This window comes from Streptomyces sp. R21, assembly GCF_041051975.1.
Classification (GTDB): Bacteria; Actinomycetota; Actinomycetes; order Streptomycetales; family Streptomycetaceae; genus Streptomyces.
The window spans coordinates 3,858,871-3,873,309 of sequence record NZ_CP163435.1 but is presented as its reverse complement, the minus strand read 5'-3'; the positions used below and the strand labels follow the sequence as shown (position 1 = coordinate 3,873,309).

The 14,439-nt window shown below is 71.0% G+C and carries 11 protein-coding genes; 5 read left to right on the top strand and 6 right to left on the bottom strand.

Translation table 11 applies throughout. The features are described from left to right. The first annotated feature begins 112 nt into the window (after nt 1-112). From ilvA to AB5J56_RS17225, 3 genes are all read left to right on the top strand, one after another. Complete coding sequence (gene ilvA / locus AB5J56_RS17235) at nt 113-1,342, top strand: threonine ammonia-lyase (protein ID WP_369233625.1); 1,230 nt, start codon at nt 113-115, stop codon at nt 1,340-1,342. Nucleotides 1,343-1,532: 190 nt separating this feature from the next. Continuing rightward, nucleotides 1,533-2,543 (top strand): ATP-binding cassette domain-containing protein, encoded by a 1,011-nt coding sequence (locus AB5J56_RS17230; RefSeq protein WP_369233624.1) that lies wholly within the window; start codon nt 1,533-1,535, stop codon nt 2,541-2,543. Continuing rightward, nucleotides 2,540-3,397, top strand: coding sequence for an ABC transporter permease (locus tag AB5J56_RS17225; protein ID WP_369233623.1), 858 nt, complete (start codon nt 2,540-2,542; stop codon nt 3,395-3,397). The genes AB5J56_RS17230 and AB5J56_RS17225 overlap by 4 nt, the downstream gene beginning before the upstream one ends. Before the next feature lie 97 nt (nt 3,398-3,494). Here AB5J56_RS17225 and greA read toward each other — a convergent pair whose 3' ends face one another. Both greA and AB5J56_RS17215 read right to left on the bottom strand, forming a co-directional pair. Further along, a complete protein-coding gene (greA, locus tag AB5J56_RS17220; protein ID WP_369233622.1) occupies nt 3,495-3,992 on the bottom strand; it encodes a transcription elongation factor GreA in 498 nt (165 codons plus the stop codon). 168 nt (nt 3,993-4,160) lie between these two features. Continuing rightward, nucleotides 4,161-4,559, bottom strand: coding sequence for a DUF4307 domain-containing protein (locus AB5J56_RS17215; RefSeq protein WP_369233621.1), 399 nt, complete (start codon nt 4,557-4,559; stop codon nt 4,161-4,163). A 173-nt stretch (nt 4,560-4,732) separates the two neighbouring features. On the opposite strand from AB5J56_RS17215, the gene mca reads away from it, so the two are divergent. Together mca and AB5J56_RS17205 are read left to right on the top strand one after the other, a co-directional pair. Beyond that, nucleotides 4,733-5,614 carry a mycothiol conjugate amidase Mca gene (gene mca / locus AB5J56_RS17210; RefSeq protein ID WP_369233620.1) on the top strand — a complete coding sequence of 294 codons (882 nt, stop codon included), beginning with the start codon at nt 4,733-4,735 and terminating at the stop codon, nt 5,612-5,614. Continuing rightward, nucleotides 5,607-5,882, top strand: coding sequence for a hypothetical protein (locus tag AB5J56_RS17205; protein ID WP_369233619.1), 276 nt, complete (start codon nt 5,607-5,609; stop codon nt 5,880-5,882). Before mca ends, AB5J56_RS17205 begins: the two co-directional genes overlap by 8 nt. Nucleotides 5,883-5,942: 60 nt before the next feature. Here the strand turns inward: AB5J56_RS17205 and AB5J56_RS17200 are convergent, their stop codons facing one another. The 4 genes from AB5J56_RS17200 to AB5J56_RS17185 form a co-directional block, all read right to left on the bottom strand. Beyond that, a complete protein-coding gene (locus AB5J56_RS17200; protein WP_369233618.1) occupies nt 5,943-6,941 on the bottom strand; it encodes a hypothetical protein in 999 nt (332 codons plus the stop codon). After that, entirely contained in the window at nt 6,938-8,290 is a 1,353-nt protein-coding gene (locus AB5J56_RS17195; protein WP_369233617.1) for a CHAT domain-containing protein, read from the bottom strand. The genes AB5J56_RS17200 and AB5J56_RS17195 overlap by 4 nt, the downstream gene beginning before the upstream one ends. 6 nt (nt 8,291-8,296) lie before the next feature. Continuing rightward, complete coding sequence (locus AB5J56_RS17190; RefSeq protein WP_369233616.1) at nt 8,297-11,074, bottom strand: AAA family ATPase; 2,778 nt, start codon at nt 11,072-11,074, stop codon at nt 8,297-8,299. Between the two features lie 110 nt (nt 11,075-11,184). Then, nucleotides 11,185-14,424, bottom strand: coding sequence for a tetratricopeptide repeat protein (locus tag AB5J56_RS17185; RefSeq protein WP_369233615.1), 3,240 nt, complete (start codon nt 14,422-14,424; stop codon nt 11,185-11,187). Nucleotides 14,425-14,439: the final 15 nt, after the last annotated feature.

The following is a 14,439-nucleotide window of genomic DNA, read 5'->3' as shown; positions in this document are numbered from 1 at the left end:
GTTGGGGGACAGGGTACGCGGCCGGAAGGCAGGCCGTACCGACGCTGCGCAAACCAGTCTCGGGCCTTGGTCACACCGGGTGTGGCCGGACGTGAACTGCGAGACTGGAGTCATGAGCTACCGCACGGCCGACTCCCTGCCCACCGTCACGCTCGACGACGTACGCGGCGCCCAGAAGATGCTCACGGGCGTGGCGCGGGCTACGGCCATGGAGGGCAGCCGGTACCTGTCCCAGCTGGTGGGCGCGCCCGTGCACTTCAAGTGCGAGAACCTCCAGCGCACGGGTTCCTTCAAGCTGCGCGGCGCCTACGTGCGGATCGCCGGGCTGCTTCCCGAGGAGCGCGCCGCGGGTGTCGTCGCCGCGAGCGCCGGGAACCACGCGCAGGGCGTCGCCCTCGCCTCCTCGCTGCTCGGTGTGCGCTCGACGGTCTTCATGCCCACCGGGGCCCCGCTGCCGAAGGTCGCGGCCACCCGCGACTACGGCGCCGAGGTGAGGATGCACGGTCAGGTGGTGGACGAGACGCTGGCCGCCGCGCAGGAGTACGCGGTCGAGACGGGCGCGGTGTTCATCCACCCGTTCGACCACGCCGACATCATCGCGGGCCAGGGCACGGTCGGCCTGGAGATCCTGGAGCAGTGCCCCGAGGTGCGCACGATCGTCGTGGGCATCGGCGGGGGAGGGCTGGCCGCGGGCATCGCGGTCGCGGTGAAGGCGCTGCGCCCGGACGTGCGGATCGTCGGTGTGCAGGCGGCGGGCGCGGCGGCGTACCCGCCCTCGCTGGCGGCCGGGCGCCCGGTGTCGATCGAGAACCCGGCGACGATGGCCGACGGCATCAAGGTCGGGCGCCCCGGCGACGTGCCGTTCCGCCTCGTCAGCGACCTGGTGGACGAGGTCCGCACGGTCTCCGAGGACGATCTGTCCAGCGCGCTGCTGCTGTGCCTGGAGCGGGCCAAGCTGGTCGTCGAACCGGCGGGCGCGAGCCCCGTCGCGGCACTGCTGCAGAACCCCGGAGCCTTCGAGGGGCCGGTCGTGGCGGTGCTGTCGGGCGGCAACGTGGACCCGCTGCTGATGCAGCGCATCCTGCGCCACGGCATGGCGGCGGGGGGCCGCTACCTGGCCGTCCGGCTGCGACTGACGGACCGTCCCGGGGCCCTGGCGACACTTCTGCAGGTGTTGTCAGTGGTCGACGCTAACGTCCTCGATGTGAGCCACGTACGGACCGATCCGCGGCTCGGGCTCACGGAGGCGGAGGTGGAGCTGCACCTGGAGACGAAGGGGCCGGCGCACTGCGCCGAGGTCGGCCTCGCGCTGCGCGAGGCGGGCTACACGGTCATCGACTGACCACCGTCATCGGCCGACGACCGTTGAAGGTGCCGTAATCGCAGGTCAGGGCCCTTGTCATAGCCAGGCGGTAAATTCTGTTGAGAGACGCGATACATCGCGTTATGGTGTGTCGAGCCTCACTCATCAAGCGCATAAACAGGCACAAACCTAGGCTTTTCGAAGAATCCCCAACGACGTGGAGACTCATATGCCAGGCGCCATCTATGCCGAAGGCCTGGTGAAGACCTTCGGTGACGTAAGGGCTCTGGACGGCGTCGACCTCGATGTCCCGGAAGGCACCGTCCTGGGCCTCCTCGGGCCGAACGGCGCAGGGAAGACGACCGCTGTCCGCTGCCTGACGACCCTGCTGCGCCCCGACAGCGGCAGGGCGGTCGTGGCAGGCCTCGACGTGCTCAAGCATCCCAACGAAGTGCGCCGCAAGATCGGCCTCTCGGGGCAGTTCGCCGCGGTCGACGAGTACCTGACCGGCCGCGAGAACCTCCAGATGGTCGGCCAGCTCTACCAGATGAAGGCCAAGGCGGCGAAGGTCCGGGCGGACGAGCTCCTCGACCAGTTCAACCTCACGGACGCCGCCGACCGCACCGCGAAGACGTACTCGGGCGGTATGCGCCGCCGGCTCGACCTGGCGGCCGCCCTGGTCGTCTCGCCGCCCGTGATGTTCATGGACGAGCCGACGACCGGTCTCGACCCGCGCAACCGCCAGCAGCTGTGGGAGGTCATCAAGCGGCTGGTCTCCGGTGGTACGACGCTGCTGCTCACCACCCAGTACCTGGAAGAGGCCGACCACCTCGCGCACGACATCTGTGTCGTCGACCACGGCCACGTCATCGCCCGCGGCACCGCCGACCAGCTCAAGGCACAGACCGGCGGCGAGCGTGTCGAGGTCGTCGTGCACGAGCGCGAGCACATAGCCACGGCATCGGAGCTGTTGCGCGGCTTCGGCAAGGGCGAGACCACGGTCGAGGAGCACACCCGCAAGCTCACCGTCCCCGTGACCGGCGGCGCGAAGCTGCTCGCCGAGGTCATCCGCGAGCTGGACGCCCGCGGCATCGAGATCGACGACATCGGCCTGCGCCGCCCCACCCTCGACGACGTCTTCCTCTCCCTCACCGGCCACCTGGCCGAGGTGAAGGAAGAGGGCAACGGAGCGGCGGGGGACGGCAAGGCAGGAAAGCAGAAGAAGGAGGAGGCCAAGTGAGCGCCGTCACCGATGCCGTGCCGACCGCGGCTCCCATGAACCCGATCGGCCAGTCCGTCCGGGACTCACTGGTCGTCGCGAAACGCAATCTGATCCGGATGTCCCGCATTCCGGAGATGGTGATCTTCGGGCTGATCCAGCCGATCATGTTCGTGGTGCTGTTCAGCTATGTGTTCGGCGGGTCGATGAAGATCGGCGGCAGCACCAGTGCCACCGACTACCGCAACTTCCTGATGGCGGGCATCTTCGCGCAGACCGTCACCTTCGCCACCGCGGGCGCGGGTGCGGGCATCGCCGACGACATGCACAAGGGCCTCATCGACCGCTTCCGCTCGCTGCCCATGGCGCGCGGCGCGGTGCTGACCGGGCGCACGCTCGCCGACCTCGTCCAGACCGCCCTGACCCTGCTGGTCCTCGCCGTGGTCGCCCTCATGGTGGGCTGGCGCGTCGGCTCGGACGGCGACACCAACGCCGTCAAGGTCCTCGGCGCCTTCGGCCTGCTGCTGCTGAGCGGATACGCCTTCACCTGGATCGGCGCGCTCATCGGCCTGTCCGTACGCACTCCGGAGGCGGCCACCTCGGGCGGGCTGATCTGGCTCTTCCCGGTCACGTTCATCTCCAACGCGTTCGTGGACTCCAGCAACATGACGCCCTGGCTGCGGCACCTGGCCGACTGGAACCCGTTCAGTGCCACGGTGCAGGCCTGCCGCGTGCTGTTCGCCAACCCCGGCCAGTCGAAGTCGGCCGCCTGGCCGATGCAGCACTCGATCTGGGCCTCGGTGATCTACTCGATCCTGATCACCCTGATATTCAGGACGCTGGCGGTACGGAAGTACCGCTCGGCGGCGTCGTGAGGCGGAGCCGGCCGAGAGCGGGGCGCGTGCTCTGACCCGGGCATGAAGATGCCCCCGGCATGCGACCGGGGGCATCGGCGGAGTGGCTGGCCTGGGCTCAGCCCTGGTACGGCTCGGCCTTGAGGATCTTCACCGAGGCGAGCTTGCCGTTCGGCAGCTCGTACCGGGCGTCCTCGCCGACCTTCTTGCCGTTCACGCCGGAGCCCAGCGGGGACTGCGGAGAGTAGGTCTCGATGTCGGCGCTCGCGTACTCGCGCGAGGCGAGCAGGAACTCCAGGGTGTCGTCCTCGTCGCCGTCGAAGGCGATGGTCACGACCATGCCGGGTGCCACCACACCGCCGGCCGCGGGGGCCTCACCGACCTTGGCCTTCTCCAAGAGCTGGGTCAGCTGGCGGATGCGGAGCTCCTGCTTGCCCTGCTCCTCCTTGGCCGCGTGGTAACCGCCGTTTTCGCGCAGGTCGCCCTCCTCGCGCGCAGCCGCGATCTTCACGGTGATCTCGGCGCGCGCGGGACCAGACAGGTACTCCAGCTCATCCTTGAGCTTGGTGTACGCCTCCTGCGTGAGCCAGGTGACGTCGTCGCTGGTCTGGGTCACAGGTGCTCCTCGTAGGTACTGGGAATACAAAGCATCGCCCTACCCAGAAGAATGTTCCTTCACGGATGGGCGAAACCACGAGCCTAACAATTCAGCGGCGGCAGGGGGAGGACATAAGCCATCAGAATTACGTCAACGCAGGTCAGCAGCCAAATGCTGGGGGTGACGTCAGTCAGCGTGGCAGCCGAGCAGCTCCGCGGTGGTGCCACGGGCGGTCGTACGCAGCGTGACGACCTTGTCGATGCGCGAGGAGCGCTGGTCGAAGCGGAAGTCGGCGCGGCCGACCTCGGTGCCGTCGGCGTCCTGTGAGCGCAGGGTGCAGTAGCCGCTCGCGTCCTTGTCCTTGCGCACCTCGAGATGCACCTTCACCGCGGTGGAGGAGGGATCGAAGGCGATGACCTGGGCGCTGATCTTGTTGCCGCCCACGTAGTAGTACGCGAACCAGCCGACGAGCACGAGCAGGGCCGCGCCCAGCACAGCGCCGATGACCTTGAGCTTCCGGTCGGCGCGCTCGTCCGCGGAGCGGCCGTACCGGCCCTCGGGCAGCCGTGTGCTCGCCGTACTCATGATCGTCCTCTCGGCAGGCCGGAACGAACGTCCCGGACGGGAAGTCCGAGACGGGGCCCCGGAATTATTCACCCCCCGATTCCGTCACTATAGAAGCCGCTCTATGCGCCCGTTCACGCCGGGCGCCGACCAGCCGACCCACGCCGACCGGCCGACTTACTGAGGATCGAGTCTTGACTGACCAGCTGCGACTGATGGCCGTGCACGCCCACCCCGACGACGAGTCGAGCAAGGGCGCGGCCACCATGGCGAAGTACGTGTCCGAGGGGGTGGACGTGCTGGTGGTGACCTGCACGGGCGGGGAGCGCGGCTCCATCCTCAATCCGAAGCTTCAGGGCGACAAGTACATCGAGGAGCACATCCACGAGGTACGCAAGAAGGAGATGGACGAGGCGCGCGAGATCCTCGGCGTCAAGCAGGAGTGGCTCGGATTCGTGGACTCGGGCCTTCCCGAGGGTGACCCGCTGCCGCCGCTGCCCGACGGCTGCTTCGCGCTGGAGGACGTGGACAAGGCCGCCGGCCGCCTGGTCCGCTTCATCCGTTCCTTCCGCCCGCAGGTGATCACCACCTACGACGAGAACGGCGGGTACCCGCACCCCGACCACATCATGACCCACAAGATCTCCATGGTGGCGTTCGAGGGCGCGGCCGACACCGAGAAGTACCCGGAGTCGGAGTTCGGCCCGGCCTACCAGCCGCAGAAGCTCTACTACAACCAGGGCTTCAACCGCCCGCGCACCGAGGCGCTGCACAACGCCCTGCTGGAGCGCGGCATGGAGTCGCCGTATGGGGACTGGCTGAAGCGCTGGAGCGAGTTCGAGCGCGTCGAGCGCGTTCTGACCACGCACGTGCCCTGCGCCGACTTCTACGAGATCCGCGACAAGGCCCTGATCGCGCACGCCACGCAGATCGACCCCGACGGCGGCTGGTTCAAGGTTCCGCTGGAGCTTCAGAAGGAGATCTGGCCGACCGAGGAGTACGAGCTGTCGAAGTCCCTCGTCGATACGTCCCTCCCCGAGGACGACCTCTTCGCGGGCATCCGCGACAATGCCTGATATGAGCGCAAGCGCAAGCCTGGCAATGACGCATCTCGTCCCCCTCGCCAAGGAGGTGGACGAGAACAAGGTCACCCCCGGCGTCCTCGGTTTCATCGTCTTCGCGGCGATGGCCCTGGCGGTGTGGGGTCTGATGAAGTCGATGAGCAAGCAGATGGGCAAGGTCGACTTCAAGGAGTCCGCGGACCCGAAGGCCGACGCGACGCCCGGTGAGGCCGCCGGCGCGTCCGCCAAGGCCTCCGGCACGCCGAAGCCCCAGCAGGGCTGACGCCGACCGACCCCGCGAGGCTGACCGCCGTGCCGGAGCCGCCCCCCGCTGCCCGCGCCCTCACCGACAGTGGTCGGCCAGGGACAGCAGCAGGTGGGCGGACTCTGTGCGCAGATGGTCGGAGTGGGCCCCGGCGGGGCCTCTGCCGTCCACGAAGACGTCGCTCGCGTCGACACTGACGAAGCGGTGGTCGAGGACGGCCAGCGGATACGGCTCCTCGGGCGGGAGCAGCCGGATCGCCGACACCGGCGCGGGTGCGGTGCCGATTCCCGCGTACCCGATGCCCGCCCGCTTCTCCGCCCGCAGATGCCAGAAGCCGGTCGCCCGGTCGTGCTGCGAGTACGTCGCCACGACGGGGCCGCGCAGCGGAGCCTCGCCGAGCGCGGTGAACGTGGTGGCGAAGGCGTCCCTGGGGGCCGCCATCTGCAACAGCAGCATCGAGTCGACGGTGAAGGGGCGGCCGGCCGGCTCGGGCGTACTCCAGCCGAGGGTGGCGCCGGACGGCGGATCCGCGGCCCACTGGACGGCCTCGCACAGGAACCGGCAGCCGAAGGAATGCCCGACGAGGTGCAGATACTGTCCGTCGCCGTTGGCGAGGACGTCGGGCGCGGCCGGGTCGGCGCGATGGGCGTCCAGGTAGCCGAGAAGCTGCCCGATGATCTGCGCCGCGTATCCGTCGGTGCTCATCGCGTGCGCCCGGTCGCGGATGCGGCGGTAGCCGCCGAGGGACGGCAGTGAGCGGGAGGGCCAGCGCACGAGCACGGTCCAGGGCCGCCACGGGCGCAGCTGCGGATACAGCGCCCGACCGGACCCGTACTGGGCGTCGGTGAGCGCCAGCAGCCGGTGCACCGCGGTCAGCGCGGAGTCCGGTTTGGTCTGCCACCCGTGGACGTAGACGATCAGGTCGGTGGCCCAGTCGGGCGGTCTCAGTTCCTCGGCGAAGTGGTCGAGCAGCCGGTCGGCCGGGACGGGGCGGAGCCCGCCTGCGGTGTCCTCCAGGGGCCAGCCGTCGGAGGCGAGGTCCACGGTGCGCACCGGCAGCCGGACGGAGGTGTTCATACGGCGAGCTCCTGACCGGTGCCGGTGTCCCTGTCGCCCTCGACGGCCGGGGCCAGGGCTCGTTCCAGGCGGGTGTCCATGCCGCAGTGCAGGGCGTAGGCGAAACCGAGCGGGTTGCGCAGTTCGTCGGCGAAGTGGCGGGCGACGGCGTGGGCGATCTCCCCGGCGGTCTCGGCGCCGCGCAGATAGCGGGTCAGGAACTCCAGCGCGTACTCGGCCGCGAAGACCTGCGGCATCTCTATCTGCGGGCCCAGCACGCCCCGCGCGCCCGCGTGGATCAGCGCGCTGCCGAGAAACGCCGGGTCGCCGCCGGCCGCGGGCACCCCGGCATGACAGGCGTTGAGCACCACGAACGGCTGGAACGGACTCCCGTCGCCGAAGCTCCGCCGCCGCTCCCGCACCGTGTGCGCGTCGATGGCCGTGCCGTCGGTCAACTTCAGCGCCAGGACGGCGGGTTGGGAGCCGTTGGGCACGAAGTGACCGTGGCACCAGAAGTACATCACCTGCTCGCACAGCCCGCCGTCCGCCAGCGCCCGCACCAGCTCCGCCCGTGTGGTCCGCTCCACGAAGCAGGTGTCCTTGGCGAGCACGGCGGCCACCTCGGCGGCCCGCGTACGGCCCTTGCGGTCGACCCGGGTGTCGTGGTTCAGGCTGACCGTGGGCACGACGGGCGCTTCGTGGCGCCCGCCGAGCCAGGGGTAGGCGCCGCCGGTCTGCTCGATCTGGTGCCGGTGGCCGAGGAAGAGGGGAAAGAGTCCGGCAGGGCCGGCGATCGGCCGGGTCAGTGGTACGTCCTCGGGGCGCAGGCACACCATCGGCCACGGCACGTGCAGCTCGGAGTCGAAGCGGATGCGCAGCCCTTCGCGGGCCGCGAGCGCGTCCGCGAGATACGTACCGAACCGCTCGACGCGCGGGTCGGTGCCGCCCAGCAGCGTGCCGAACAGCAACTCGGAGCCTGCCAGCGCCAGTTCGTCGACGATGTCGTACAGCTCCCCCGTCGGGCGGTCGCGCAGGTCCACGAGAGAGGCGTACGGGCGGTCGGGTCCGCTGCCGGCCGCCGGTCGGCCGTCCGCCGCCAACGGCTGGAAGTCCACCAGGAGTTCCTTCCACCGGCCGCACAGCCGTGCCGCCGCCGACCGCACCTCGGCGGGGCGTACGGAGAGGTCCACCCGGTGTTCGGTGCCGTAGAGCGACGGCACGGCGGGCCCGTACAACCGCGCCCTGATCCGGTCGCCGGCCAGCACGTCCAGGCTTACGGTGATGTCGGGGCCCTGCGCCAACTCGTCGGGCAGCCTGGTGAAGCCCTCGCTGGGGTCCTGGACGATCCGGACCCGGAGTTCCGTGCTCATCGCACGCTACCGCCCCCGGTCTGCGGCCACCTGCGGTGCCGCGCGGTCGGCCGGGTCATCCGTGTCGAGGATCTCCAACTCCGTCTCCACTTGCTGCAGAACCGTGCCGGTGCGCTCCAGGGCGATGGTGAACCGGATGACATGAACGCCCGGGCGGTGTGCGGTGAAGTCGAACTCGGCGCCGTGTTCCGCTTGTCGGGAGGGGCGGAGGAGAGCGGTGGCGGGTTCTACGGAGGCGGGGGTGAGGGGGGTCGCCACGGCTGTCAGCCATGGGGAGCCGTGATGGGGGGACGTCCAGGGGTGGCCGTCGGCAGGGGAGACGCGCAGGAGCAGGCGGGCGGTTGTGGTTGGGGTGGGGGAGTCGTCGAGGAGGGTTAGGCGGACTTGGCAGTGGGAGGCGGGGTGAGGGGGCCGGGGGCGTGCCGACTGATGGAGATGGTTGACGGGGATGACGATGTCGCGGGCGCTCAGAGGGATGGCCGGGAGCCTGGTGCGGTCGATGCGCTCGCTTGTGTCGAGGCGTAGATTGCGCAGGAACTGGCCGATATCGTGCGCGACTGGACCGCGTCCTGCGGCGTCCGGAGGAATGCCCCGGACGGCGTCTTCGACGGTGATGGGTTCCTCGGCCGGGCCGAGCAGCGCTCCTATGACCTTCGTCCATGCCAGACCGCTGCTGTCGCCGAGGTCGCGGAAGAGGGCTTCTGCGGTTGACAGGGAGTCGCCCGGGCGGAGCAGTGCCGGCTCGGTCAGTGACCACGCCTCACCCAGGGGACAACTCAGCCTCGCGAACATGCCTGCGACGGTGGCCAGTTCGCCCGACGCTCCAGTCGGCAGCAGCGCCAGCCGGTGCAGGGTCCAGGCCGTGCCCAACTCGTCCCCGCACGCCGTGAAGTGGCGAGCGGCGGCCTTCAGGGTCACTCGCGCGTCGGCCGGCCGGCCCTGTTGGGCGTGCGCCAGGCCCAGGTGGTGGCACGTCCACCCCATGCCCCGTACGTCCTCTGCCTGTTCGTGCGCGGTGAGTGCGCGCTGCGCGGCGTCGAGTGCGTGATCGGTGAGCCCGCGCAGGAGATGGAGACGGACCCTTTCGGTGGCCACCCGGTTCTGACCGCGTACGTCACCGACGGCGTTCAGCGTCTGAGCGGCCTGCCCCAGCAGGTGTTCAGCCCGGCTCGCGTCGCTCATCAGCAGGCACGCGCGGGCCCAGTGCAACAGTGCCCAGCCGCGTCCGCGGGTGCAGCCCGCCTGCCGGAAGGTCTCCGTGGCATGGATGAGCACCTCTTGCGCCTCCACCGGCCTGCCCTGGTCGCAGAGCGCCGCACCGCGGACGACTGCGCACCACGCGCTGTCGGTGCTCTGCCGTGGAGGTACGGAATCGAGCGTCGACAGGGCATCGCCCAACTGCCCGGTGCAGTACGAGGCGTCCGCCGCGTCGTAGGCCAGATGCGGAACGGACCCCTCGTTCTGCAGCACCTTCCAGATCTGGCGGGTCAGGCCGAGCTGGCGCATGAGCGCGCCCAGGGCGCGGCGCGTGGGTTCCTTCGCGATCCGGTGGAGTGCCACGAGCCGGTGGGCGTCGCCGCGCACCGCCAGGAAGGCGGCCAGGGCGTCGACGAGCTGCGACTCCTGTTCGGTGAGCCACCGGCCGCGCGGTATCAGCGCCGTGAACTCGTCGACGCTCTTGGCCAGATCGTCCAGTGCGGCCGGGGGCCGCTGCCGTGCGTGGCCGTCCGGCCGGTCCCGGCCGTCGAGCAGGCCGACCGCGTCCCATGCGGTGTCACGGGCGGCGGCTCGCAGGGCACCGATCACCTCATCGGCCAGTACGCTCCGCTTGTCCGCCGACATGAGGTCCCGCACCGCCTCGGCGACCGTCCAGGGGAGCTCGTAGACCTCGTCGCCCATGTCCCATAACAGCTCGTACTGCTTGAGCCAGTTCAGCGTGTGCGCTGCGTCGATCGGACCCTTTTCTGGTGGGAGCAGTACCTCGACCGTGCGTCGGCTGAAGGTCCCGCCCGGCCTTCGTACCGCCAGCCGTAACAACATGTCCCGTTCGGGCGGGTCTAGTTGGTCCATGGCGGCGGTGACCAGGTCCTCGGGCGCAGGGTGGGGGACAACCGCCGGAAGGGGCGACCGGGAGAAGTGCCTCCCGGCGATGCGCAGCAGCGGCGGCAGTCCCCTCGCGGCGGCGATCACCTTGGCAGGGACGGACTGGCGGCCGCCGAACAGACCGCCGGTGCGATGTGCCAACTGGGCGGCGTCTTCGGTCCCGAGGGGTAGTACCTGGTGCAGATGCATGCCCGCGCGGTCCCACCCGGTCCGCGCCCGTGAGGTGATGATCACCAGGTTTGCCTGGGTCTCGAGCGCTTGGAGGAGGGCGTGGCCCAGGCGCGGTGGTACGCCGTCGAGAACAAGAACGGAACCCTCGATGTGCTGCGCGCACTGTCGTAGCAGGGCGTTGGGGAATTCCTCGTCGTCTGCGAGGGCGGCCTCGACGATTTCCCGGCGAGGGGCCCTGTGATCGGCGAGCAGGCGCAGCAGTGCCGTCTCCGTGCCGATGGTCCCGTCGAGGGAGATCCAGTGCACCGGAAGTCCCGGCGTGGCCAGTTCATGCGCCACGGCGGTAGCCAGCGCCGTCTTACCGACACCAGCCGGCCCGTACAGAACCACCGGCTCCCGAGGCGACGCCTCCCGCAGACGCCCCACAAGCTCCTCGACGTCCCCGTCCCGCCCCACAAACGGCACCGGAACCCCAGGCACAGGCCCCGGCCCCCGCAGCGCATCCCCCATCGCACCCCCAACCGCCCGGTCCTGCCAGTCAGTTACCCAGGACCGCGGACCTGGTCACCCCTCCACGTTCCCAGCCCCCCGCCCCCGCGGCCAGCGAAACGCCCGAGCCGTCACCCCCGAGGCGCCCCCACCGTCACCCCCATGACATCCCGGGCATGCCGGTTCGGCACCATCCCCAGTCGCCACGCCTGCCACCCGGCATCAAGGTCCACCCCGCGCTCCAGCAGCAGCTGGTACGCCTCGGCGTAGTCGTCGAGTTTCCCGTCCCGCGACGGGTGTCCCGCGTGGGACAACCGGGTCAGGTCCTCCTGGGCGACGGCCGTGCCGATCTCGATGCCGCCGGGGGAGGCGTACGGCAGGAGGGTGCAGCGCAGGAAGCGGGCCCAGTCCTCGCCGCGGCGGTCGCCGTACGACGTGAAGAGGCCGATCGCCTCGTCGCACAGTGTCAGCGCCTGCTGTGTACGGGCGTTGCCGGCGTCCACCACGGCCAGCTCCAGGCAGGTCCACGCCTCGCCGTGGGCGACGCCGATGCGCTGGAAGTCGGCGCGGGCGTCGACGAGGAGTTGGCGTGCGAAGCCGGAGTTGCGGAGGGAGCCGGTCTGGGCGGCTCGTTGGTCGCGAGTGACGCGGGCCGAGTGGTGGCGGGCGCATGCGAGCCCGTACACGTCCCGCATACGGGAGAACATGGTCCGCGAGCGCTCCAACTCCCGTACCGCCTGGTCCAGGTTGCCCGTCTCCTCCAGGGCCTGGCCGAGGTAGTACACGGTCCACGCCTCGCCGCGCGCGTCCTCGTTGTCGCGGTGCCGGGAGGCCGCCTGGCGCAGACCGTCCACCGCGGGCGACGGGTCGCCGTCGACGAGGCGGGCGCGGGCCAGCTGGGTCAGGGCCCAGGCCTCGCCGCGGGCGTCGCGCGTGCGGCCGTACAGATCGAGGGCCTCGCGCAGTTCCCGCTCGGCGCGCGATACGTCGCCCATGCGCAGGCTCAGCTGGCCGAGCTGGAAGTGGGCCCACGCCTCGCCGTGCACGGACTCGCCCTCACGGTGCAGGACCAGGGCCTCGGTGAGCAGGTCGAGGGCCCCCGCGACATGGCCGCGGTCGCGCTCCACCGCGGCCAGCGCGTGCATCGTCCAGGCGCGGTCGGCGGCCAGGCCGGGGGAGGACTGGAGGTCCATCGCCTCCTGGAGCTTGGCGGCGGCCTCGGTGAGGTTTCCCTGATGGTGCAGGGTGATGCCCAGGGAGCACAGGGCGCGCGCCGCGCCGGCGTCGTGGTGTGCCTCGAAGTAGAGGTCCACCACGGAGGTCAGGGTGGTGCGGGCCTTGTCCAGTTCGCCGAGCTGGCGGGCCGCGATGCCGGTGCGCCACTGGACGGAGCGGACCAGGAGACCCTGGTCGACGGCCTGCGTCAGCTCGCTGATCTCGCCGAGGCGGTAGAGGTCGCCGCGCAGCAGGCAGTAGTCGCACAGGGCGCCGAGGAGGTTGAGGACCGCGGCCTGGTCGACTCCCTCGGCCTGGCGCAGGGCCGCCGTGATGAAGCTCGACTCGTCGTCCAGCCAGCGCAGCGCGGCGTCGAGGGAGGTGAACCCGTGCGGGCCGAACTGATCGGCCCGCGTGGACGTCTTGCCGTCGACCAGGCGGATCACCGAGTCCGCCAGTTCCGCGTAGTTGACGATCAGGCGTTCCTGCGCGGCCGTACGCTCGGAGGGCTCCTCCTCGTCCAGCAGCCGGGCCTCGGCGAAGACCCGTACGACGTCGTGCAGGCGGTGGCGGCTGCCGCGGACGTGGTCGATGAGACCCGCTCGGGAGAGCGTGGTGAGGTGGCGGGCCGCCTCCTGCTCGTCCGTCGCCAGCAGGGACGCCGCGGCTGCCGTGCCGAGCGAGGCGCGGCCCGCCAGCGCCAGCCTGCGCAGCAGCCGCCGGGCCATGTCCGTCTGGTCCGTGTAGCGCAGCCAGAGCACGCGCTCGACCGGGTCCACGGGGCCGTACGCCTCCAGGTCGGAGGCCAGTTGGCGAGGCGTGCGCGGGCCGAGTGAGGAGCCCGCGATGCGCAGCGCCAGCGGCAGTCCTCCGCACAACTCCCTTACACGGTCCGTCGATTCGGCGTCGTACGGGCCCGACGCGTCCTGCGCGGCGGCGGTCAGCAGCTCCTCGGCGCCCGGCGCGTCCAGGGCCTCGACCGGGAGCTGGTGCACCCAGGCGGGCAGGTCGGCGGGCAGGTCGAGGGGTTCCCGGGCGGTGACGAGGACCAGGCTGTCCGAGCGCTCGGGGACCAGGGTGCGCACCTGCTCGGGGTCGGACGCGTCGTCCAGGACGACGGTGACCGCCAAGCCCGTCAGATGCTGGTGGTACAGCTCGCTCAGCCGCCTGACCTGCTGCTCCTGCGAGGAACGCTCCCGGAAGAGAAGCTGCTCGCGGGGTGCGCCGAGGCGGTTGAGCAGGTGGAGCAGCGCATCGCGCGTAGTGAGCGGCGGCTCTCCCTTCTGCGGGTCGGCGCGCCCGTCGGGCTCACTCGCCGCACCGCCGCCCCGCAGGTCCACCACACACGCGCCCCGGAACTGGTCCTTCAGGCCGTGCGCCGCGCGGACCGCGAGGGTGCTGCGGCCGGAGCCCGGTGCGCCGTGCAGCACCACCACGGTCGGCTTCGTCTCCGTGCTCGCGCGGGCCGCGTGCACCCACTGGGCGATGCGTGACATCTCGGCCCGGCGGCCCGCGAACGGTCCCTCCGCCTCGGGGAGTTGACCGAAGGAGTGCTCCAGGACCGTACGCCTGCGGGCCGCCGCGCTCTTGTCGGTGCGCCGCAGCTGGGGAGCGCCCGGCTTCGCGCTCGCGCTGGCGCTGAGCACGCGCTGCTGGTCGAGGAACGGGCGGATGCCGCGCACCTCCAGCGCGGTCAGCCACTGCAGGCGCAACTGCTCGGCGCCGCCCGGCTGTCCGAGGGCCCCGGCCCGGCGGCTGGCGGCCGGCAGATGCGACGCCGTCACCTTGAGGACGGTGGCCGCCGCGCCCGCCACCGCCACCGTCGCCCCCGTGCCGAGCGCCGTCCCCGTGTCCGTGCCGAGCGCCAGGTCCGCCGCGACGGCGGCGAGGGCCGCAACTGCCGCCACCAACAGGGGGGTTCCGGCGCCTTCGCGCGCATACCGCTGCGAGAAGGTCAGCTGCCCCGCCTCCGCCTCGTCGAGCGCGTGTGTGTACGCCTCGTACTCCTCGGCGGATGTCCCTGCCATGGCGTCGAGCGCGCCGCGCCCCCGCGACAGGAGCGCGTTTCCGTCGGTGCGCCCGCCCGAGCGTCGTACTTCCTCCTCGACGGCCCGGGCCAACAGCCGCTCGGCCTCCGCCCGATGGCTGTCCCGCATGTCACGTCCCCCTCC